The following is a 20,552-nucleotide window of genomic DNA, read 5'->3' on the forward strand; positions in this document are numbered from 1 at the left end:
TCACGGCAGCGCCTCGACCTTCGCCACTTTGAGCTGTCCGCCGTCTCGTTGCACCGTCATGACGATGCGCCAGGACCGCGGCGGCAGTTTGGTCTGGTCGGGATTGGCCTCGGGATTGGCGACCTCGGCTTTGGCCGCCACCAGGACTACCGCGGAATCGTCGGTCATCGACTGGACGGCGACGCCTTGGACGGTCACCTTGGTGCTGACCCTGGATTGCTCGACCGACTGGACCAGGTCGTCGGCAGCGATCAGCATCCCGCCTTTGAACGCGCCGGTGGTGCTGTCAATGATGCGTTGTACATCCTGTCTGGCCTTGGTGGCGTCGATCGACATCAGGATGATGGCGCCCTGCCGCGCCGCGGCCGCGAACTCGGCGGCACGCTGCTGTTGGTGCACGACATTGCGGTGGTGCCATAGCAGATAGCCGCTCGCGCCCAGTGACCCGCAGCTGATGACCGCCGCGGCTATTGCGGCCAGGCCCTTGCGTGCCGGACGCCGAAGCCGCCGCGGCCGCACGCGGAATCGGCGCCGTGCCTTAGCGACTGCGTCGTCGACGGTTGCGTCCCCAGCCTCGGTGCCAGCCGTTGGCTGCCGGTCGCCGGCTATCGCGTCGGCCTTTTCGCTCAGGCGTGTCGCGCGTTCCCGGGCCGCGAGGGCCCTCGCTTCGGCCAGGGCCACGGCTTCTGCTGGCTGGGTTGGCGATTCGCCGTCGCGACCGTCGGTTTCGAGGGCCTCAGGTAGCCGGTCACGCGACGGCATCGTCACCTCCTGACCACGTGCTGAGGGAGAGCAACATTATCTATCACCGATCACAAGGTCCTGGCCCCGCCCCGAATGGGTTGATTTCTGTCTTCTCCGAGCAGGAGAGTTTTCTTCTCAATTGTGCAAGAGTAATAGCGTGCGCTTACTCGTGGCAGCGATTGCCGCGTTGCTCGGCATGACGGTATGGACGGCACCACCCGCCGACGCGGGTCCGACGGTTTGCGACTATCCGGCCTGCACGCCCGGAATCACCCCGAATGTCGTCCTCGGGGCACCTTGCGACAACACCACCTACTACGTCTTCGGAACCGCCGACTACTACGTCTCGTTCGCCACCGAGCCGGGACGGCTGATGTTCTGCGGTTCGCCGCGCAGATATGAACCCAGATGGTTCCGATCACCCCCGATGGCCGGGATCAAGGACGAGAACTCCGACTGCACCCGATATCCGGAGTACTACGTCGCGCAGGCGCCCGACGGCCTGTTCCTGGTGTGCGTGGCGCAGAACGGTCACGCCAGATGGGTGCGGGGCGACACCTAGCCAGAGTTATTCGGCGCCGATGAGCCGACTTGTGATGCGGCGCAATTGCGAACGCAGTGACTCGTCGTCGATATCCGCGACCAAGGGGTGCATCACGCCGACGGCTATCGCGCCCGACAGCATCGCCGCCGACACGCGCGCGTCCTCGGCGGCGTCGTCGACCAGCACTCCGTAGAGCCGCGCAATGAATTGCTGAAACGGTTGGTGTTCGGCCAGCAGCCGGACGATGACCGGATCGAACTGCAGCGTGCTGGCCGCGCCCCGGCGTTCGACCGCCACGTCGATCACCCGATCCAGCAGCAGCTCACGCGCTCGCGGCTGGTGAGCCTGGGTTTCGGCGGCCTCCAGTGCCTCTTCCAGACCGCCGAGCTCACGTTCGGTGAGGGCGATGACGATCTGCTCTTTGGTTTTGAACTGGTGGTACACCGCTGCCTTGGTAACGCCGATGGCGTCGGCGATCATCTGCAGCGACGTGCCGCCGACGCCGTGCTCGGCGATCAGCTGCAGTGCCGCATCCAGAATGCGGGTCTGCGCTGAGCTGCGAGTGATGAAGCGGAACTGGCCGGGCGGCGGCGTGGACACCACATCGAGAGCCTAGCCGACCGACTATTGACGACAGCTAGCCGATCGGCTAGCTTCGCTGAGAAGCCGCACCCCGCGATCGCCCAACGACCCGCGGACCGGAAGGAGTCACCGATGTCCGGCATCGGCGAGCACCGAACGCCCCCGCCATCGGTGTCACGGCGCACCGATGGCGAGCTGATCCTGTTGTGGACGTTGCCCGTCGTGGCGATCATCTGGGTCTCGGCGTTCCTGTTGTTTCCCGGCTTTACGCCACCGATGTCGCCCAGAATGCCGGCCGAGCGGGTGGCCGCCTTCTATCGGGAAAACCAGTCCGGAGTCCGCTACAGCATGATCCTGTTCAACTGGTTCTGCGTGGGCCTGATCCCGGTCCTGATCCTGCTGGTGATGCAGATTCGCCGGATGGCTCACCGCACACCGATCTTTTCCTACTGCATGCTCGGGTGCGTGGCCGGCGGTCCCACCCTTTTTCTCATCGCCAACGTCTGCTGGCTGCTGGCCGCCTTCCGCCCGGAACGCAACCCGGAGCTGACGCAGATGTTCAACGATCTGGCCTGGCTCACCTTCACCACTCAGGTGCCCTTCCTCATCGGGCAGAGCGTGATTCTGGCCCTGGCGATCTACTTCGACGATCCGTCGCATCCGGTGTTCAGCCGGTGGGTGGCCCATTTCAATCTGCTCATCGCCGCGGTGCTGGCGCCGGCGGCGTTCGCCGGCCTGACCCTGTCCGGCCCCCTGGCGTGGGACGGAGCGTTGTCGTTCTGGCTCAAGAACATCGCCATCGCGGTGTGGATCGTGGTGTCGGCCGTCGTCCTCGGCCGGGCGGTTTACCGAGAGCGCGCCGACGAATCGGCCGGCGCATGAGCGCAGTGGTGACAAACCCCAAGCGCGAGTTGTGGCTGGCCTGGTGGACGCTCGTCGCCTTCTACAACTTGTTCGCGCTGGTGTTCTTCGTGCTGACCCGCACCCAGCCCCCGCCAGACCCCTCGTGGGACACACCGAGAATCGTTCGGTGGTTCCAGGACAACCACTTTGGGATACTCATCGGCTTTGCCATCATGTTCGTCATCACCGGCATGACGACGATGAGCAACGCGCTCATCGCCTATTCCATGCGCCGCATGACGGTCAGCCCCGCATTCGCGTATTCGTACCTGGTGTTGTACTCGCTCAGCGCGATTCCGGGGATGTTGCTGATGTGCATCGTGCTCACCGCCGGGGCGATGCGTCCCGACCGCGATCCCGAGCTGCTCGGTTGGCTCTACGACTTCGGCTTCCTGTCGTTCATCGGGACCATGGGGGTGTTCCTGATCGGCTCGCTGGTATGGATGCTCGCCATCCTGATCGACAGGAACCAGGTTTTCCCAAAGTGGTTCGGCTACCTCAACCTCTGCAACGCGCTCACCGAGATCGTGGTCTCACCGGCCTGGATCTTCCGTCGCGGTGTCTTGGCCTGGAACGGGCAGATCGCCTGGTGGCTCGACATGGTCGTATTCGGCATCTACACAGGGGTTTTCATCGTCTTGCTGCGGCGGATGATCCAGCGTGAGGACTTCGGTGCCGGCCCGCTGCCCGAGCTTGCGCCCGGGAAGGTGGCCGCGCTATGACCGCCGATGCGAACAAGCCGCCCAGGTTCGTCCCCGGCCAACCGGACATGTGGGCCTTCGTGCTGTTCGAAACGCTGGTTTTCGCTGCATATTTCAGCTTCTACCTGTTCTACCGAACGCAGAGCCCCGAGCTCTTCCTGCGGGCCCAGGCGCAGCTGGATCTGCGTATCGGGGTGTTCAACACGCTTGTTCTGCTGCTGAGTTCCTGGTCGATGGCACGATGTGTCCAGTCGGCCCGCGCCCACGCACACCGGGCAGCGCTCAGCGACGCCTTTCTCGCCGCGTTCTTTGGTCTGCTGTTCCTTGTCGCCAAGGTATTGGAGTGGGCCAAGCAGATCCGGATGGGCAATTCCTTTGCCGCTAACGACTTCTTCACTTATTACTTCTTTCTCACCGGTATCCACTTCGTGCACCTGTTGATCGGATTCGTCGTCATCGGAGTCGTCGTGTATCAGCTGTGGGGTCCGGCACGAACATGTCAGGGGTCTCGGGGATCTCAGCAGCTGGTCGAGACCTGCGCTACCTACTGGCACACCGTTGACTTCCTCTGGGTGCTGATCTTCGCACTGCTGTACGTGGTGAGGTGATCCGAAATCAGACTCAACAAGCGGCTTTTGGTCGTCTGGGTGGCGCTGGCGTCATTGACGCTGTCGTACCTCTGGCTTGATTACTCTGTCGACGGATCTCCGAAGGCCAGCGCCGTCGTCACGTCTAGCGTGATCGTGATCGCACTCATCAAGGTGCGCATCATTTTTCGCGAGTTCATGGAAGTCAGGCAGTCTCCCGCCGTGCTGCGCCGCCTGACGGACGCATGCGTGCTGGTTGTCGGCGCTACGTTGCTCGGCAGCTATCTGGTCGGCATTACGCTCCACTAGGACGGTTGGTGGCCTCGTCAGCTCGCTCAGCGGAGTCCTGAGCCCGGCAATCACATCTTTCACATTGGTCTCTGTCCGGGCCGATGCGTATTTGCCCGCTTCACTCGGAAATTCAGGGTGACCACGAATGCTGCTGGTCAACGATGTCCTGTTGCGCAGCCTTGGTTGCCTGGCCCTGTTTTCGGCACACCTTGGCTTTGTTTTCGGCACGGCGATACCGCACCGTCGCTCAAAACCCCTGTGATGGAGGGCGTTCGGGGGATGTCTCACGTGCTCACCGAATCGGCTGTCATGCCGCCGGATCGAGTGTGCGGTGACGGCTTTGAGTGTGTCTGTGGGGCGGGAACATCCACGATCGGCCGCCCTGATGGCACAGTCGGCGCCGTCAGCGCACACTCGGCGCCGTCAGCGCACAGTCGGCGCCGTCAGCGCACACTCGGCGCCGTCAGCCGCCGACCCAACCGCACCGGCACGCGATTTCCATCTCCCCACACCGGGGCGCGGCCCCATGACCGCCTTTAGCGACAAGCCAAGGTGCGCTACGAATGTGTCGCGGATAGGCGAGCGAACGAGACACCCCAAACCCGTGGAGACCGATGTGGCTGATGGGAAAGTCGCAGTTGCGTCCTACAACTCGGGCACTACCCGAGCGCCATCCTGGGTCTGGCGCGGGGAGGTATGCACGCTTGCGCCGACGGGCCTGGGTTTTCGCAGCACCGGGACGGCGATGGCTCAACCTCATTGGTCTGTCCGACTCCGGTGGCGTGCGGATGACCGGCCCCGCCTCGTCACTTCATGCAAATCGGAATGTGTTTCTAAAAAGGCAAATTCGTCAAATGCCGTCCCGGGCCAACACGTAGACACGAGTGGTGTACCGATGTTGACCCGCTGGGCGTGGAAGTGCATGATGATCCTACGAAGATCACAGTTTAATAACGGCCAGATCTCTTTCGCGTCGCGCCGCCAGGAGGTGTTGCCTCCACGCGGAGAGCATCTGACAGGTCTGCTGATAGCCGAGAACCTATGAAAAGCAGGTGGCCCAGTGACATTCGTGTTTGCAGTACCAGAGATCATTTCCTCAGCGGTCTCGGATCTGGCTGGCTTGGATTCGGCATTGAGCGCAGCCAATACGGCGGCGGCGGTTCCGACCACCACGGTGATGGCCGCTGGTGGTGACGAGGTGTCGGCGGCGATCGCGTCGCTGTTCGCCGGCTACGCCCGCGACTATCAGTCGCTCAGCGCTCAAGCGGCGACGTTCCACCAGAAGTTTGTGCAGGCGTTGAGCGGCGTTGGGAATTCGTATGGGGTCGCTGAGGCGGTCAATGCCTCGATAGTGCAGACCATTGAGCAGGACCTGCTGGGTCTCATCAACGCGCCGGCCCTCGCATTGCTGAATCGCCCGCTGATCGGCAACGGCACCGACGGGGCGCCGGGCACCGGGCAAAACGGCGGGCCTGGTGGGCTGTTATTCGGCAACGGCGGCAACGGCGGGTCCGGCGCTCCCGGACAACCGGGCGGCCGGGGCGGGGACGCCGGGCTGTTTGGCAACGGTGGTCAGGGCGGCGCCGGCGGGAACGCCGCGGTCGATGCTTCGGGGGTGCCGGCCGGCAACGGCGGGGCCGGCGGCGCAGGCGGCCACGGCGGCTTCTTGTACGGCAATGGTGGCAATGGCGGTAACGGCGGTAACGGCATCATCGGCGGCGCGGGCGGGGCCGGCGGCCAAGCTTGGCCATTGTCGGGCTATCCGGGCGCCAACGGAATCGACGGCACGAGCACCGGTAGCGGTACCGGCGGTGGTACCACCGGGACCGGCACAGGCACAGGCACCGGCACAGGCACAGGCACAGGCACAGGCACAGGCACAGGCACAGGCACAGGCACCGGCACCGGCACGGGCACGGGCACGGGCACGGGCACCGGCACGGGCACCGGCACGGGCACGGGCACGGGCACCGGCACGGGCACGGGCACCGGCACGGGCACCGGCACAGGCACCGGCATAGAGGCGACATACAACGTTGGGTCGCAATGGGATAACGGCTTCACCGCCAGCTACACGATCACCAATTCGAGCGCGACATCGCTGACCAACTGGCAGGTCCAATTCGATTTACCGGCAAACGAATCCGTTACCGGTGCGTGGAACGGACAGGTTGCCCAGTCCGGTACGCAGTACGTCATTACGCCGGCGTCGTGGAACCAAACGATTGCACCGGGCGGTTCGGTCACAGTCGGCTTTCAAGCCGCCCAGACCGGCGCTTACTCGCCGCCGACGAACTTGCTGGTCAACGGGCAACCAATCACCGGCGGCACGGGCACTGGTACCGGCAGCACCGGAACGGGTGGGACCGGCACCAGCACCGGGACCGGCACCGGCACCGGCGGTACCGGCACGGGCACCGGCACCGGCGGTACCGGCACGGGCACCGGCACCGGCGGCACCGGAACGGGTGGGACCGGCACTGGCACCGGCGGCACCGGCACCGGCACCGGCACCGGGGGTTCGACGTCGGGGCAGTACTCGCCCTACGTCGACATCACGCTGTATCCCGGGCCTAACGGATACGATTTTTCCTCCGCCGCCCAGGCGGGAGTCAAGAACGCCACGTTGGCCTTCATCACCGCCGACCCGAATGGTCAGGCGGCCTGGGGTGGATATTCGGCGCTGGACGTCACCGGCGGCTCGCAGAGCTCATTCATCGATAACCAGATCGCCAACATGCGCAGCGCGGGCATCAATGGGACCATCTCCTTCGGCGGCGCGGCCGGCACCGATCTTGCCGCCGTCAGCGGTCAGACCCCGACCGCGCTGCAGCAGCAGTACCTGTCGGTGGTGAATACCTACAAGATTTATCAACTCGACTTCGACGTCGAAGGCGCGTTGCAAGGCAACACTCAGGCACTGACGACACAAGCGAAAGCCATTGCCCTGCTGCAGCAGCAGGAGGCGGCGAACGGCACGCCAGTGACCGTCTCCTACACCCTTCCGGTGCTGCCGACCGGGCTGGTGACGGGTCAGGGCGGTGGGCTGAACGTACTCCAAATCGCTACGGCTAACGGTGTCAACGTCTCACGGGTGAATATCATGGCCATGGATTACGGTCCTAGTTTCGATCAGCCCGGGAACCCGGGCATGGGCACGTATGCGATCGACGCGGCGACGGCAACCCACAGTCAGTTGATGACGCTGTATCCATCGCTGTCCAGCGAGCAGGCATGGTCGATGGTCGGCGTGACGCCCCTGATAGGAATCAACGACGACCCGAGCGAGATCTTCACCCTTGCCAACGCGCAACAGCTGACCACGTTCGCGGTGCAAAACCATATCGGCGAATTGTCCATGTGGGAGCTCCCGCGCGACACCACCGGCACATTGGGCGCAGTAGACGCCGTCGACGGCAGCGGAGTGGCGCAAACCCCGTTCGAGTTCTCCAAGATCTTCGAGCAGATCGAGGCCAGCTCCACACTTTGATCCACACTTTGACGCCGGTGGCTGAGCGGGCGGCCCCCAAGACGTGCGAAACTCCGTGAGTCGTTGTGCCGCAGGTTCTTCGGGACTCGTCCGACAGCAGCGTCAGCGTCCGTCACATCGAAGTGCTTACCCCGTCGGGGTGAACGTGAGATGTAGTTCGGTGAGTCCGCGCAGGATGTAGGTCGGTTCGTATCGGTAGTGGCGATTGTCCGCCGGCCCGTGCACGGACTCGTCGGCGGCAATGTCGGCCATCCGGTCCAGGATGCGCTCGATCGAGACGCGGCCCTCCACCCGGGCAAGGGGTGCGCCGGGGCAGGAGTGAACTCCGCGGGCAAAAGCCATGTGTTCGCGGACATTCTTTCGGTCGAGGCGGAACTCGTGCGGATTGTCGAACCTGCGCGGGTCGCGGTTGACGGCACCGGGCAACACCATCACCACCGTGCCGGCCGGGATGTGGACCCCGGCGACGGTGGTGGCCCGGCGGGCGAGCCGCGAGTCGCTCTTGACCGGGCTCTCCAGCCGCAGTGATTCCTCGATGAACGCCGGAATCAAGCTGCGGTCCTCGCGCAGCCGCTGCTGTATGCCGGGCCGGTCGACGAGCACCTGCAGCGCGGCGCTGAGCAGTTTGGCCGTCGTTTCCTGCCCGGCCGCGAAAAGGAATGTGGCCGAACGGACTACGTCAATGACATCGGGTGTGGGTCCGTCCGGATACTTCGCCGTCGCAAGCGCGGTCAGCACGTCTTCACGCGGTTCGCGGCGCCGGTCTTCGATGTAGTTGCTGAACTTCTCGTCGAGCCACTGCAGCGGGTTGGTGCCCACCGACTCGTGGTCGAGCCCGCCCACCCGCGCGCCGGGACGCTCGGCACCCAACATGACGCGAAACTCCTTGTGGTCGTCCTCCGGAACACCGAGCAGGTCGGCAATCACCAGGGTGGCAAAGGGTTTGGAGTATTCGGTGATGAACTCACAGTGACCGTTGCTGAGGAACTCGTCGAGCTGACGGTCGGCGAGGCGCCACATGAACTCCTCGTTCTGCTTCAGGCGGCTCGGCGTCAGCAGCCGGCTCAGCAACGACCGGGCGCGAGTGTGCTGCGGCGGATCCATGGTGACCATGTGCTCGTACATCGGGAACTTCTCGCGGTTCTGGTCGATCTGGGCGTTGATGTCGTCGCCGTCGGGAACAAACGGCAGCGGCGGGAAAGGTCCGCCCAGTGCGACGCAATTGGAGAAGGAGTCGGTGTCCTTGTAGACCGCGGTGGCCTCGTCGTACCCGGTGACCGCGACGACGCCGTAGTGCGGTAGCCGCAGAACCGGGTTTTCACTGCGCAAGTAGTCGAAGTACGGGTAGGGGTCGGGGACCAGCGACGGGTCGGTGAAAAAGTCGATCGAATCGTAGTCGCTCATGTCGCGCGTGCCTCCCGCAGCTGGCGTTTGCCGTATGGGCCGTCGGCGGCGATAGCTTCGGCCGCCCGAATCCGACGATGTGCTGAGCACCTGCTTAGCATGGCGGTAATGTCGTGGTCAAGGCGGCCCGCCCGTCGCTACGCCGACGCCGCTACGATCTGCGTGGTTGACGTCGAGGTATCGAAAATACGGAGTGAGGGCATGACATCGGCTCGCCGGATCGGAGCGCCGGACGCGAAGAATCGCGGCCTGCTGCTTGACGCGGCCGAGCAATTGATGCTCGAAGAGGGCTATGCGGCAGTGACTTCGCGCCGTCTGGCGGGTAAGGCCGGGTTGAAGCCGCAATTGGTGCACTACTACTTCCGCACCATGGATGACTTGTTCCTGGAAGTGTTTCGCCGCCGCGCCGAAGCCGGTCTGCGGGTTCAGGACCGAGCGCTCGAGTCGCCGCAGCCGCTGTGGGCGCTGTGGCGGTTCGGCACCGAGCCCGGATTCGCAAAGATGACAATGGAATTCATGGCGCTGGCGAACCATCGTAAGGCGATGCGATCGGAAATCGCTTACTACGCCGAACGTTTCCGCGAACGGCAGCGGGTGGCGTTGACGGCCGCGCTGCAGCGCTACCATGTCGACACCCGGGACGTGCCGCCGGTGGTGTGGACGGTCCTGATGACCAGTATTTCGCGATTTCTGGTGATCGAGCAGGGGCTCGGCATGTCGGGCGGACATGCCGAAACGGTGGAAGTGGTCGAGCGCTACCTGCGCCGTCTGGAGGGTGAGCCACCACCAGTCGAGGGGTGACGCAGTTGCGCCGAGTCACCAGTTGCGCAGCGAACAGAGCACGCCACGGGGGCCGTCCTTGGCGACGACGACGACGCCGTCCACAGCCAGATCGCAATGAAACATCGGTGTGCCCGGTTCCGGGCCGGTGCTGGCGGTGACCATTGCCCACTGGTCGGGGTTGGCCAGCATGACCTGCATGGTCCACGGCCTGCCCGGAGCGATATCGGCCTGGATGTTCGGCGTGAACTGATAGGGGTTGTGGCTGTAGTCGGAAAAGACGGCAGGATCCTGGTCCTGGTAATAGATGTCGGCGTAGATCGGGCTCTTCGCCGAGATGGTGTACCGGACCTGGTGCATGGGTGTGTCGTCGGCGTATGACCGGCCGGTGCTTGCCATCAGACCCGTGCCCGCCACCAAAACCGCCAAGCCGAAACCCAGCTGCCGTCTTGTCGTGGTCATGTCCCGCCTCCAGCTGGCCGGCGGGGACCCGACGTGCGGTTCATCACCCGAGCCGCGGCCTGCCAATGAGCCTCCGCCACCCACAGTCGTGCAAAGGATGCTATCGCCTCATCAGCCGAAACGCCGCCGATTACCCGCTTGATCTCGGTGGCCGGGTGGCGGGCCAGGGCTGCGGCAACCGATCGCCACCCACGATCCGGTGTGTCGAACGAGGCGCGGGGCAGCACCAGATCCACCAGGCCGATGCGTTCGGCCTCGACGGCGTCGAGCGCCGTTCCGGTGCCCGCCAGCAGCAGCGCCTTGCTCTTTCCGACCAGCGCGGCCAGTCGCTCGGCGCCGCCCCAGGCCGGCATGATCTCCAGCTCCACCTGATTGAACGCGATCTTGATGTCGTCGGCGGCAATCCGGATGTCTGCGGCGACGGCCACCTCGGCGCCACCGCCGAAGGCGTGGCCGTTCAGCACGGCGATCACCGGAGCCGGAAAAGCCGCGAGCTGGTCGCAGATGGAGCGCATCCGCTTCGCCATCGCCGCGGCGTCCTCCTCGGTTCGCAGCGAGCTCAGCTCCTTGAGGTCACCGCCGGACACGAAGGCCCGCTCCCCGGCGCCCCTGATCACCAGCGCTCGCGCGCCCGCCGCCGCCTCGAGTGCCGCCTCCAGCTGGTCCATGGTGTCCGGCGCGATGGCATTGCGCGCGTGCGGGCGGTCGATGGTGAGTACCGCCAACCCGTTACCCGACTTGTCGAACTCGAGGTCCACCATGCGTCAGTGCTTCCGGGACGAGCGGCGATATTGGCATTCTCTTGCTTGGAGAATAGCATCATCGCTAGGGCTCGGGACTTCCATCGCACAGCATCCGGGGTGGCCAAGTGCAGCACCGAATCGGGGCAGTGAGCACAGCGGCCGTAGCGGCACTGTCGGTAGCCGTTCTCGGGGCCTGCGGCGCGCCGTCGGCCGCTCGTATCTCCAGCACGGCAACCGTGCGCGTCAACGGCAACGAGGTGCGGCCCCACCTGGTCAGGTGCGTCCAGTTGGAGTGGTACCGGACGATCGAGGTCGGCGATGGCGAATCCGGGGCGACGGTGGTCATCGATCAATGGGCCGAATCGATTACCGCCAAGGCGGTCCGCATCCGCAATCTCGCCGGTTTCACCGGCGGGTTCTCCGAAGGCGACGGCGGCGACGCCCACACCAGTTTCGGCGACAACACGTTCACCGTCAGCGGCACCGCCGACGGCTTCGACACCGCCACCAACCAACCGGCTACCGCCGAGTTCCGGATCGCCGCGCGCTGCTGACGCCCACGGCTGAAACCCGCTGCCCGTTGCGGCGAACCCGATGAAGAGAATACTATTCTCGTAAATCGCGAAGGAGGATTTCATGTCGTCGGGCGCGCTGTCGTATCCGTTGTTCGATGCCGACAATCATCTCTACGAGACCGAGGAATCGCTGACCAAGTACCTGCCCAAGCAGTACCAAAACGTGATCCAGTACGTCCAAGTCAAGGGGCGCACCAAGATCGCGATACGCGGCCATATCAGCGACTACATCCCCAATCCCACCTTCGAGGTGGTCGCCAGGCCGGGGGCGATGGAGGAGTACTTCAGGGTGGGAAACCCGGAGGGCAAGAGCCGCCGGGAGATCTTCGGCGAACCGATGCGGTCGATCCCGGCTTTTCGCGAACCCGGCCCGCGGCTGGAGCTGATGAACGAATTGGGCGTCGACCGCAGTTTGATGTTCCCGACATTGGCCAGCCTCATCGAAGAACGCATGCGCGACGACCCGCTGCTCATCCATGTGGTCGTCCACGCGCTGAACCAGTGGCTGGACGAAGTGTGGGGCTTCAACTACCAAAACCGCATTTTCACGGTGCCGGTGATCAGCCTGCCGATCGTGGAGAAGGCGATCGAAGAGCTGGACTGGGTGGTGCGACGCGGCGCCCGGGCGGTTTTGGTGCGGCCGGCCCCGGTTCCGGGGTACCGCGGCCCCAGGTCGTTCGCGCTGCCGGAGTTCGACCCGTTCTGGCGGCGTTGCGTCGAGCACGACGTGCTGGTGGCCATGCACTCCTCGGACAGCGGCTACGCCCGCTATACCGCGGAGTGGGACGGCGGCGACAAAGAGATGCTGCCCTTCCAGACCAACGCGTTCGCCATGCTCAACGAGTGGCGTCCGGTGCAGGATGCGGTGGCGTCCTGGGTGATTCACGGTGCGTTGTACCGCTTGCCGCAACTCAAGGTCGCGATCATCGAAGCCGGGTCGAAGTGGTTGTTCCCGCTGCTGGAACAGCTGGCCGACGTCTACAAGAAAACACCGGAAAGCTTCCCCGGCGGCGACCCGGTCGACGAGATCAAGAACCGCATCCACATCAGTCCGTTCTACGAGGACGGGATCCGGGACCTCGTCGACCTGATCGGTGTGGACCATGTCCTCTACGGCTCGGACTACCCGCATCCGGAAGGGCTCGCCGCACCCCGGCATTACGCCGATGCGCTGCAGTACCTCAGCGTCGACGACCAGGCAAAGATCATGGGCGGCAACCTGTCTCGGCTCGTGTCGGTATGACGCAGTCGGCGCGGCGGCGCCGGGACGAACCAGCATGGGAAACCATCCCCGAGATGGTCGGCAGCGCAGCGGACCGGTTCGGCGACGCCGAAGCCGTCGTCGACGGGCCGCTGCGGCTCACATTCACCGAGTTGGCCGATCGGGTGCGCCGGGCCGCAGGTGCCTTCGCCGCGACCGGAATCGACAAAGGTGATCGGGTTGCGATCTGGGCACCCAACTCGGCGGAATGGATCATCGCCGCGTTCGGGCTGCTGACCGCCGGCGGCGTGCTGGTTCCGGTCAACACCCGATTCAAGGCAGCCGAGGCGGCCGACATCATCGGACGCAGCGGCGCCAAGGCCGTGCTCGTCGAGCAGGGTTTTCTGGGGCTGGATTTCGCTGTCCCGAACGCCATCCCGGTGATCGACGTGAAGTCCGGATTCCTCGACAGCGGCAAGCCGTTCGAGCGCGCGGTCAGTGGCTCAGACGTCGCCGACATCGTCTACACCTCGGGAACCACCGGGCGGCCCAAGGGCGTGATGATGGACCACGCTCAAACGTTGCGGCACTACGCGGAGTGGTGCGATCGTGCCGACTTGCGCTGCGGCGACCGCTATCTCATCGTCAACCCGTTCTTTCATATCTTCGGGTACAAGGCGGGCTGCATCGCGTCGCTGATCCGGGGCGCCACGATTGTTCCGGTACCTGTTTTCGACATTGACCGGGTGCTGGAATTGATTGAACGGGAACGGATTACGATGCTCCCCGGACCGCCGACCCTGTACCACTCGCTGTTGGGCCACCAAGGCGAGCGAGATTTGTCGTCGTTGCGCGCGGGGGTGACCGGCGCTGCCGACATTGCGGTGGAGCTGATCCGGCGGGTGCGCACCGAGCTGCCCTTCCAGACCCTCATGACCGGTTACGGCCTGACCGAGGCGGGCACGGTGACGCTGTCGCGGCCCGAGGATTCGTTCGAGGACATCGCGACCACCGCCGGCGTTCCGTGCGACGGGATCGAGGTCGGCATCGGCGACGACGGCGAGATCCTGGTGCGCGGGTACAACGTGATGAAGGGCTATCTCGACGACCCGGTCGCCACCACCGAGGCCATCGACGACCAGGGCTGGCTGCACACCGGGGATCTGGGCAACCTGGACGAGGCGGGTCGGCTGCGCGTCGTCGGCCGCAAGAAGGACATGTTCATCGTGGGCGGCTTCAACGCCTATCCCGCTGAGATCGAAGGCTTCCTGCTCGAGCACGAGGCGGTCGCTGAGGCCGCCGTGGTCGGTGTATCCGACGACCGGCTCGGGCAGGTGGGCAAGGCGTTCGTGGTCCGCAAAGGTGTTGTCAGCGCTGACGAATTGATCAGCTGGTGCCGGGAGCGAATGGCGGGGTTCAAGGTGCCGCGCTGGGTGCAGTTTGTCGACGCGCTTCCGCTCAATGCCACCGGCAAGGTGGTCAAAGACCGGCTGCGTTGAGCCCGGTGTCGGCGGCGAGACGTGTCGGCGGGTCTCGACCGGGCTGCAAGCAGGCGCGATGTGCGCAGTTTGAGAATGCTATTTCCGCTGAATGTAAGATTGTTTGGCCGTGGCTGCGCCGTGACCTCGGGGTGGAAGGTGATGACTTGGTTCTCCAAGACCCGGCGATGCCGAGGAGCCGGCGCCCGCACCCGATCGGTGACCGCAACGTCGGCCCGGGTGCTCGCGTGATGTCGGCATTGCCTAGTAGTGTTGCGCAACAGCGAGGTCTGGCCACTGGCGGACCAGGGGTAGAGGAGATCCGCGTTGAGTTACCCGAGCAGTCGTCCCGTCGGGCCGGTGAATCATGAGCGCCGCCAGCAACCAAAACGCCGCTGACGCGAGATCGGTTCTGGTGAGCGACAACGAAACCGCAAGCACCGCAGCGAAATTGCGGGCATTGGCCGAACAGGCCGAGGCTGAGGCCGCCGAAGCCGAAGCCCTGGCCGCCGCCGCCCGCGCCCGGGCCCGGGCAATTCAGTTGCGCCGCCGGGCCGAAGACGCCGAAGCCGCGGAAGAAGGACCGGTCACCGAAGAAGTCGACGCGGAGGTGTCCGAAGGCGAGCCAGACGATTCCGAGCCCACCGTGGTATCCGAAACCGTCGAGGCCGACCGTGATTCGGACGTCGGGGTCGAGGTTGAGGACGGCGATGTCGATGTGTCCGCCGATGCCGACGAGACGCCGGCAGGGCGCCGGCTGCGTCTCACCCGGTCTGCCGTTGCCGCTGCGCTAGCCATCGTCGTCATTCTGGCCGCGGTGGCGGGCAGTCTGTATATGGTTGTGCAGCATCGCGATGCCACCCGCCACCGGGACCGAGTGGCGGAGTTCGCCGCAGCGGCGCGACAGGGCGTCGTGACGTTGACATCGCTGGACTTCACCAACGCCAAGCAGGGTGTGCAGCGCATCCTGGACAACTCCACCGGGACGTTCCGCGACGATATGGCAAAGGTGGCAGACGATTTCATCAAGGTGGTCGAACAGTCGAAGGTGGTCGAGCAGGGCACCGTGCAGGCCGTCGCCGTCGACGTGGGCACCATGACCGACGACTCGGCGGTGGTGCTGGTCGCCTCGACGTCCGAAGTCACCAATGCCGCCGGGGCCAAGCAGGATCCTCGCAAGTTCCGGCTGATCGTGACCATCACCCGCGACGGTGGCCAGCTCAAGATGTCGAAAGTCGAGTTCGTGCCATGACCGCAGAGGAAACGTCGGTCGAGGAGACTGCGGAGGCCGACTCGGCCTTACCCAGCGACGACGACCGGCCAGCACGGCCGAAGCGCCGCGCCGGCTGGCTGAGCAAGCTGTCGTCGGGCAAGGTGATCGCTGCCCTGATGGCGTTGCTGGTGGTGGCCTCGGTGGCGCTGCTGGCAGGACTGTATTTCTTCTCCTACCGACCCGACCGCGAAGTCGATGACCAGGCCGCCAAGTCGGCGGTCGCGGCGGCTACCGACGGCACCATCGCCATCCTGTCGTATTCTCCGGATACTCTGGACCGCGATTTCTCTTCTGCGAGGTCACATCTGACCGGCGACTTCTTGTCGTATTACGACCAGTTCACCCAACAGATCGTCGCACCGGCGGCCAAGCAGAAGTCGGTCAAGACGAGCGCGGTGGTGCTTCGCGCCGCCGTATCCGAATTGCATCCGGATTCGGCCGTCGTGCTGGTGTTCGTCAACCAAAGCACCCGGAGTGCCGACCGGCCGGAGCCGACGTTGACGTCCAGCAGCGTCATGGTCAAGCTGACCAAAGCCGACGGGAACTGGCTCATCTCATCGTTCGATCCGGTGTAGGTCCGGTAGATCGGGGGTCTGCGGGTGACGGGACTACGACCATGACCAACGACATCCATTCGATGGTGATCGCCTCCGACTACCGGGTCCCGGATCCGAGCCGGGTGTGGCCGCTGCTGCAGCGCAAGAAGTCGGCGCTGGCCGCTATCGGAGCCCACCATGTGCTGGTCTATACCTCGACCTACGACTACGGCCGCGTCCTGGTGATGATCGGAGTGCACAGCCGCGAACCGATCGTGGAGCTGTTGCGCTCCCGGGTCTTCTTCGAATGGTTCGACGCGGCGGGCGTCGAGGACATCCCGGCGGTTTTCGCCGGCGAGATCGTGGACAGGTTCATTGCCGAAGCTCCGGCTGCGGGGGCCGCCGGCCGGGCCCCGGGGGTCGTGGTAGCCGGGATCGCGTCGGTGGACGACGTGTCGACGCTGACCGCCGAGGTCGGCCTGGCGATGGCGCGGTTCACCGCCGCCGGCATCCGAAAGACATGGGTCTTCCAGGCTTTCGACGACGATCACGAGGTCCTGATTCTGCAGGAATTCCCGGACGAAGAGCGCGCCCTGGAGTGGATCGACCATCCCGATGCCGCGGCCCAATGGATGAGCCGCGCCGGAGTCGGTGCCTACCCACCGCTGTTCGTCGGCCGGCTTTCGGAGATGACGCGGATCGAGACGGATTGAGCGGATCGCTCGATGTATGTCTGCCTGTGTAACGGCGTCACCAGCCAGATGGTGGCCGAGGCCGTTGCTGCCGGCGCCTCGACGACCAAGGATGTCGCCCAGGCCTGTGGAGCGGGCGCCGATTGCGGACGTTGCCGGTGCACCATTCGCGCCATCCTTGATTCCATGGCTGCGCAGCGGTCACCGCACCGGTCCTGAGTCAGCGGCGCGCGGTGCCGTCCGACGACGTGGGCGCGACGAGATCGCTGAGTAGGTGCGGTATTTCGAGCCGCGGCAGCACCGCCTCGACGAGCACCAAGCGGTCCCGGTGCGCCGCGGCCGCGGTGAGCGCGTCATCGAGTTCGCCATACGTCTGCGCCCGGAACGCCAGGTGATCGGCCACTCCCAGCGCGCTGGGGATGGCGGTCCAACTCCAGTTGACGATGTCGTTGTAGGGGGCCGTCTCGCCGTGTATCGCCCGTTCGATGGTGTACCCGTCGTTGTTGACCACCACGATGACCGGGGACAGGCCCTCGCGGGAGAAGTTGCCGATCTCCTGGACGGTCAGTTGGGCGGCCCCGTCGCCGATCAACAGCACCGTCCTGCGGTCACGATGGGCCACCGCGGCCCCGAGCGCCGCCGGTAGCGTGTAACCGATTGAGCCCCAAAGGGGTTGACCGATGAAGGTGACGCCGTGCGGCAACCGGTGGTCTGCCATGCCGTAGAACGAGGTGCCCTGCTCGGCCAGCACCACGTTGCCGGGGGTGAGCGCGTCGTTGACCCGGTCCCACAGCATCGGTTGGGTCAGCGGGTCGTCGCGCCTCGGCGTCGGCGCCGGCCGGTGGTCATCCGGAGCCGGCACGGGGGGTGAGCTTATCCCGCGCCCGGTCAGGATCTCGGCCAGTGCGCGCAGGGCGGCGCTCATCTCGAGCGGCGCGAACACCCGGCCGGCGACGGTGCTTTGGTATTGGCCGATGTCGATGGTGCGCGCCGGGTCGATCCGCTGGCTGAAGAACCCGCTGACCATGTCGGTGAACACCACCCCGGCCGTCACCAGTACCGGCGCCTGCTCGATCGCCGCGCGTACCCGCTTCGCGCTGGCGGCTCCGGCATAGATGCCCAGAAAGTTGGGAGAGCTCTCGTCGAGCAGGCTCTTGCCCCACATCAGCGTGGCATGGGGCACCACGTCGGCGGCCAGCAACGCCTCCAGCTCGCCGACGGCCCGCAACCGATGGACCAGCAGGTCGGCGAGCACGGTGAGTTGGTGCTCGCCGATCAGTGCGGCGGCGGCTTCGGTGAACAGCGAGAGCGCGCGGGGGCTGGTGCCGCCGCCGTAGCGGGGTAGCGGGGCGCGGGGCGCTTCGGTGGGGAAGCGGGCTACGTCGGTGGACAGCAGTAGGTATCCGGGCCGCTTCTGTTCCCGCACCTCACACAGTACCCGGTCGATCTCCCGGCATGCCGTTGCCGGCATGAGATTTGCTTGGGCGCAGGTGATTTCGCGGCTGATTCGAAGGAAGTGCTCGAAGTCCCCGTCGCCGAGCGAATGGTGCAGCGCCCGCCGGGTGCCCTGGGCGTCCTTGGAGGGGCCGCCGACGATGTGGACCACCGGCACATGCTCGGCGTAGCTGCCCGCGATGGCATTGGCCGCCGACAGTTCCCCGACACCGAATGTCGTTACCACAGCTGACATTCCGCGCAAGCGCCCGTAGCCGTCGGCGGCATAGCCGGCGTTGAGCTCGTTGGCGTTGCCCACCCAGCGGATGGCCGGATGGGCCACGATATGGTCGAGGAACTCCAGGTTGTAGTCCCCGGGCACGCCGAAGATTTCGGAGACGCCGAGTTCGGCGAGGCGGTCCAGCAGATAGTCGCCGACGGTGTACACGGGTTCGTTGGGGCCAGCCGCACGATCGGTCACGAAGACGACGGTACGCCCGGTCGAAACCATTCCGGCAAAGACGCGGTCGCGCTATCGTCGGCGCCATGGCAGTCAAGGAATCCCGCGAAGTAGTCATCGAAGCAAGTCCCAAGGAGATCCTCGACGTGGTCGCCGACGTCGAGGCAATGCCCGAGTGGTCCGACATTCATCAGAGCGCAGAAGTACTCGACCGCGACGAGGACGGCCGACCGCGGCGCGCTCGGATGAAAGTCAAGACCGCGGGGGTCACCGACGAGATCGTGCTGGCTTACACCTGGCGCGACGACGGCGTCACCTGGACGCAGGAAAGCGGGAAGGCGTCGCGCAACCAGGAAGGGAGCTACACGCTGACCACGGAGGGCGAGAAGACCCGGACGAAGTTCGACCTGGGGCTGGACCCGCTCGTGCCGCTGCCCGGCTTCATGGTCAAACGGGTCATGAAAGGGGTCATGGAGCTGAATACCGAGGGGCTGCGCAAGCGGGTGCTCAAGGTCAAGAAGGGCGGCTAGTCACCGTGACCGGCGGGGGGCCCTTGGCCGGGGTGAAGGTCATCGAACTCGGCGGTATCGGACCCGGCCCGCATGCCGGTATGGTGCTGGCCGACCTCGGTGCCGACGTGGTGCGGGTGCGCCGCCCCGGCGGGCTGACCATGCCGTCCGAGGACCGGGATCTGCTGCATCGCGGAAAGCGGATCGTGGACCTGGATGTCAAGGCCCAGCCGGGTGCGTTGCTGGCGCTGGCCGCCAAGGCCGATGTGCTGCTGGACTGCTTTCGGCCCGGCACCTGCGAGCGGCTAGGCATCGGTCCCGACGACTGCGCGGTGGTCAATCCGCGACTGATCTTCGCGCGCATCACCGGCTGGGGACAGGACGGGCCGCTGGCATCGACGGCCGGCCATGACATCAACTATCTGTCGCAGACCGGTGCGCTCTCGGCGATCGGCTACCGCGACCGGCCGCCGCTGCCGCCGCTGAACCTGGTCGCCGACTTCGGCGGCGGCTCCATGCTGGTGCTGCTGGGCATCGCGGCCGCGCTGTATGAGCGGGAGCGGTCGGGCAAGGGGCAGGTGATCGACGCCGCGATGGTCGACGGGGTCAGCGTGCTGGCCCAGATGATGTGGACCATGAAGGCAGTCGGGAGTTTGCGCGACGAACGTGAAGCGTTCCTGCTCGACGGCGGCGCCCCGTTCTACGGTTGCTATGAAACCGCCGACGGCAAATACCTGGCGGTGGGCGCCATCGAGCCGCAGTTCTTCGCGGCGCTGCTGGCGGGGCTCGGCTTGAGGGCCGACGACGTGCCCAACCAGCTCGACGTCGGCTCGTACCCGCGGATGCGCGAGATCTTCGCCGAGCGGTTCGCCGGCCGAACCCGCGACGAGTGGACCGAGGTCTTCGCCGGCACCGACGCGTGTGTGACCCCGGTGCTGACTTGGAGCGAAGCGGCCGGCAACGCCCACTTGAGAGCCCGGTCGACGGTGATCAACGTCCACGGTGTCGACCAGGCCGCGCCCGCGCCGCGCTTCTCGCGAACACCGGCCGGACCGGTCGCGCCGCCCCCGGCGGCAACCACGCCGATCGACGAAATAAATTGGTAGTCACCTATTCTTTCGAATTGTCCCGAACCCGTCCGCGAGTATGGCGGCGTTGCTAGC

At 65.4% G+C, this 20,552-nt stretch carries 21 protein-coding genes and 1 pseudogene; 16 read left to right on the plus strand and 6 right to left on the minus strand.

The window, feature by feature from the left end; genetic code table 11:
- A complete protein-coding gene (locus AWC07_RS08295) occupies window positions 1–762 on the minus strand; it encodes a hypothetical protein (RefSeq protein WP_036414720.1) in 762 nt (253 codons plus the stop codon).
- 151 nt (window positions 763–913) lie between these two features.
- On the opposite strand from AWC07_RS08295, the gene AWC07_RS08300 reads away from it, so the two are divergent.
- On the plus strand, window positions 914–1,306 hold the full coding sequence (locus tag AWC07_RS08300) for a hypothetical protein (RefSeq protein WP_099319103.1): 393 nt from the start codon (window positions 914–916) through the stop codon (window positions 1,304–1,306).
- A 6-nt stretch (window positions 1,307–1,312) separates the two neighbouring features.
- Here the strand turns inward: AWC07_RS08300 and AWC07_RS08305 are convergent, their stop codons facing one another.
- Window positions 1,313–1,825 (minus strand): TetR/AcrR family transcriptional regulator, encoded by a 513-nt coding sequence (locus AWC07_RS08305; RefSeq protein WP_244187526.1) that lies wholly within the window; start codon window positions 1,823–1,825, stop codon window positions 1,313–1,315.
- A 177-nt stretch (window positions 1,826–2,002) separates the two neighbouring features.
- On the opposite strand from AWC07_RS08305, the gene AWC07_RS08310 reads away from it, so the two are divergent.
- The 5 genes from AWC07_RS08310 (at window position 2,003) to AWC07_RS08330 (ending at window position 7,842) form a co-directional block, all read left to right on the plus strand.
- A complete protein-coding gene (locus AWC07_RS08310) occupies window positions 2,003–2,752 on the plus strand; it encodes a hypothetical protein (RefSeq protein WP_036414725.1) in 750 nt (249 codons plus the stop codon).
- Window positions 2,749–3,495 carry a hypothetical protein gene (locus AWC07_RS08315; RefSeq protein ID WP_036414728.1) on the plus strand — a complete coding sequence of 249 codons (747 nt, stop codon included), beginning with the start codon at window positions 2,749–2,751 and terminating at the stop codon, window positions 3,493–3,495. Before AWC07_RS08310 ends, AWC07_RS08315 begins: the two co-directional genes overlap by 4 nt.
- On the plus strand, window positions 3,492–4,082 hold the full coding sequence (locus tag AWC07_RS08320) for a cytochrome c oxidase subunit 3 (RefSeq protein WP_036414731.1): 591 nt from the start codon (window positions 3,492–3,494) through the stop codon (window positions 4,080–4,082). Before AWC07_RS08315 ends, AWC07_RS08320 begins: the two co-directional genes overlap by 4 nt.
- 6 nt (window positions 4,083–4,088) lie before the next feature.
- The gene (locus AWC07_RS08325) at window positions 4,089–4,370 is read left to right on the plus strand and encodes a cytochrome C oxidase subunit IV family protein (protein ID WP_036414733.1); all 282 of its coding nucleotides are present in this window, start codon (window positions 4,089–4,091) and stop codon (window positions 4,368–4,370) included.
- Window positions 4,371–5,412: 1,042 nt separating this feature from the next.
- Window positions 5,413–7,842 carry a PE domain-containing protein gene (locus AWC07_RS08330; protein ID WP_036414736.1) on the plus strand — a complete coding sequence of 810 codons (2,430 nt, stop codon included), beginning with the start codon at window positions 5,413–5,415 and terminating at the stop codon, window positions 7,840–7,842.
- Window positions 7,843–7,968: 126 nt separating this feature from the next.
- On the opposite strand, the gene AWC07_RS08335 is transcribed toward AWC07_RS08330, so the two are convergent.
- Window positions 7,969–9,246 (minus strand): cytochrome P450, encoded by a 1,278-nt coding sequence (locus AWC07_RS08335; RefSeq protein WP_036414737.1) that lies wholly within the window; start codon window positions 9,244–9,246, stop codon window positions 7,969–7,971.
- A gap of 201 nt (window positions 9,247–9,447) precedes the next feature.
- Between AWC07_RS08335 and AWC07_RS08340 the strand changes: the two are divergent.
- Window positions 9,448–10,147, plus strand: a pseudogene (locus tag AWC07_RS08340) (TetR/AcrR family transcriptional regulator).
- On the opposite strand, the gene AWC07_RS08345 reads toward AWC07_RS08340, so the two are convergent.
- Window positions 10,063–10,425 carry a hypothetical protein gene (locus AWC07_RS08345; protein WP_425271231.1) on the minus strand — a complete coding sequence of 121 codons (363 nt, stop codon included), beginning with the start codon at window positions 10,423–10,425 and terminating at the stop codon, window positions 10,063–10,065. The pseudogene AWC07_RS08340 and the gene AWC07_RS08345 sit on opposite strands and share 85 nt — an antisense overlap.
- A 59-nt stretch (window positions 10,426–10,484) precedes the next feature.
- Window positions 10,485–11,249 carry an enoyl-CoA hydratase/isomerase family protein gene (locus tag AWC07_RS08350; protein ID WP_085105024.1) on the minus strand — a complete coding sequence of 255 codons (765 nt, stop codon included), beginning with the start codon at window positions 11,247–11,249 and terminating at the stop codon, window positions 10,485–10,487.
- A gap of 128 nt (window positions 11,250–11,377) precedes the next feature.
- On the opposite strand from AWC07_RS08350, the gene AWC07_RS08355 reads away from it, so the two are divergent.
- The 7 genes from AWC07_RS08355 (at window position 11,378) to AWC07_RS08385 (ending at window position 17,205) form a co-directional block, all read left to right on the plus strand.
- Window positions 11,378–11,785: a lipoprotein LpqH gene (locus AWC07_RS08355; RefSeq protein ID WP_244187523.1), complete on the plus strand. Its 408-nt coding sequence runs from the start codon at window positions 11,378–11,380 to the stop codon at window positions 11,783–11,785.
- A gap of 82 nt (window positions 11,786–11,867) precedes the next feature.
- Complete coding sequence (locus AWC07_RS08360; protein ID WP_036417735.1) at window positions 11,868–13,049, plus strand: amidohydrolase family protein; 1,182 nt, start codon at window positions 11,868–11,870, stop codon at window positions 13,047–13,049.
- Entirely contained in the window at window positions 13,046–14,506 is a 1,461-nt protein-coding gene (locus AWC07_RS08365) for a FadD3 family acyl-CoA ligase (protein ID WP_036417733.1), read from the plus strand. The genes AWC07_RS08360 and AWC07_RS08365 overlap by 4 nt, the downstream gene beginning before the upstream one ends.
- Before the next feature lie 346 nt (window positions 14,507–14,852).
- Window positions 14,853–15,737 (plus strand): hypothetical protein, encoded by an 885-nt coding sequence (locus AWC07_RS08370; protein ID WP_036412243.1) that lies wholly within the window; start codon window positions 14,853–14,855, stop codon window positions 15,735–15,737.
- Window positions 15,734–16,333: a hypothetical protein gene (locus tag AWC07_RS08375; RefSeq protein ID WP_036412240.1), complete on the plus strand. Its 600-nt coding sequence runs from the start codon at window positions 15,734–15,736 to the stop codon at window positions 16,331–16,333. Before AWC07_RS08370 ends, AWC07_RS08375 begins: the two co-directional genes overlap by 4 nt.
- 41 nt (window positions 16,334–16,374) lie before the next feature.
- A complete protein-coding gene (locus tag AWC07_RS08380; protein WP_036412238.1) occupies window positions 16,375–17,007 on the plus strand; it encodes a hypothetical protein in 633 nt (210 codons plus the stop codon).
- Window positions 17,008–17,019: 12 nt separating this feature from the next.
- A complete protein-coding gene (locus AWC07_RS08385) occupies window positions 17,020–17,205 on the plus strand; it encodes a (2Fe-2S)-binding protein (RefSeq protein WP_036412236.1) in 186 nt (61 codons plus the stop codon).
- Window position 17,206: 1 nt separating this feature from the next.
- Here AWC07_RS08385 and AWC07_RS08390 read toward each other — a convergent pair whose 3' ends face one another.
- Window positions 17,207–18,931: an alpha-keto acid decarboxylase family protein gene (locus AWC07_RS08390; protein ID WP_051507927.1), complete on the minus strand. Its 1,725-nt coding sequence runs from the start codon at window positions 18,929–18,931 to the stop codon at window positions 17,207–17,209.
- Between the two features lie 35 nt (window positions 18,932–18,966).
- Here AWC07_RS08390 and AWC07_RS08395 point away from each other — a divergent pair, with 35 nt between their 5' ends.
- Window positions 18,967–19,410, plus strand: a complete 444-nt coding sequence (locus tag AWC07_RS08395; protein ID WP_036412233.1) for an SRPBCC family protein — start codon at window positions 18,967–18,969, stop codon at window positions 19,408–19,410.
- A gap of 5 nt (window positions 19,411–19,415) precedes the next feature.
- Window positions 19,416–20,495, plus strand: a complete 1,080-nt coding sequence (locus tag AWC07_RS08400; protein ID WP_036412231.1) for a CaiB/BaiF CoA transferase family protein — start codon at window positions 19,416–19,418, stop codon at window positions 20,493–20,495.
- Window positions 20,496–20,552 lie beyond the last annotated feature (57 nt).

Source organism: Mycobacterium gastri, assembly GCF_002102175.1.
Taxonomy (GTDB): domain Bacteria; phylum Actinomycetota; class Actinomycetes; order Mycobacteriales; family Mycobacteriaceae; genus Mycobacterium; species Mycobacterium gastri.

Excerpts from the sequence above, each read along its gene's own strand:
- AWC07_RS08335 (WP_036414737.1), bottom strand. The coding sequence starts at position 9,246 with ATGAGCGACTACGATTCGATCGACTTTTTCACCGACCCGTCGCTGGTC.
- AWC07_RS08375 (WP_036412240.1), top strand. The coding sequence starts at position 15,734 with ATGACCGCAGAGGAAACGTCGGTCGAGGAGACTGCGGAGGCCGACTCG.
- AWC07_RS08350 (WP_085105024.1), bottom strand. The coding sequence starts at position 11,249 with ATGGTGGACCTCGAGTTCGACAAGTCGGGTAACGGGTTGGCGGTACTC.
- AWC07_RS08295 (WP_036414720.1), bottom strand. The coding sequence starts at position 762 with ATGCCGTCGCGTGACCGGCTACCTGAGGCCCTCGAAACCGACGGTCGC.
- AWC07_RS08370 (WP_036412243.1), top strand. The coding sequence starts at position 14,853 with ATGAGCGCCGCCAGCAACCAAAACGCCGCTGACGCGAGATCGGTTCTG.
- AWC07_RS08395 (WP_036412233.1), top strand. The coding sequence starts at position 18,967 with ATGGCAGTCAAGGAATCCCGCGAAGTAGTCATCGAAGCAAGTCCCAAG.
- AWC07_RS08380 (WP_036412238.1), top strand. The coding sequence starts at position 16,375 with ATGACCAACGACATCCATTCGATGGTGATCGCCTCCGACTACCGGGTC.
- AWC07_RS08360 (WP_036417735.1), top strand. The coding sequence starts at position 11,868 with ATGTCGTCGGGCGCGCTGTCGTATCCGTTGTTCGATGCCGACAATCAT.
- AWC07_RS08315 (WP_036414728.1), top strand. The coding sequence starts at position 2,749 with ATGAGCGCAGTGGTGACAAACCCCAAGCGCGAGTTGTGGCTGGCCTGG.
- AWC07_RS08390 (WP_051507927.1), bottom strand. The coding sequence starts at position 18,931 with ATGGTTTCGACCGGGCGTACCGTCGTCTTCGTGACCGATCGTGCGGCT.
- AWC07_RS08345 (WP_425271231.1), bottom strand. The coding sequence starts at position 10,425 with ATGGCAAGCACCGGCCGGTCATACGCCGACGACACACCCATGCACCAG.
- AWC07_RS08320 (WP_036414731.1), top strand. The coding sequence starts at position 3,492 with ATGACCGCCGATGCGAACAAGCCGCCCAGGTTCGTCCCCGGCCAACCG.
- AWC07_RS08365 (WP_036417733.1), top strand. The coding sequence starts at position 13,046 with ATGACGCAGTCGGCGCGGCGGCGCCGGGACGAACCAGCATGGGAAACC.
- AWC07_RS08385 (WP_036412236.1), top strand. The coding sequence starts at position 17,020 with ATGTATGTCTGCCTGTGTAACGGCGTCACCAGCCAGATGGTGGCCGAG.
- AWC07_RS08310 (WP_036414725.1), top strand. The coding sequence starts at position 2,003 with ATGTCCGGCATCGGCGAGCACCGAACGCCCCCGCCATCGGTGTCACGG.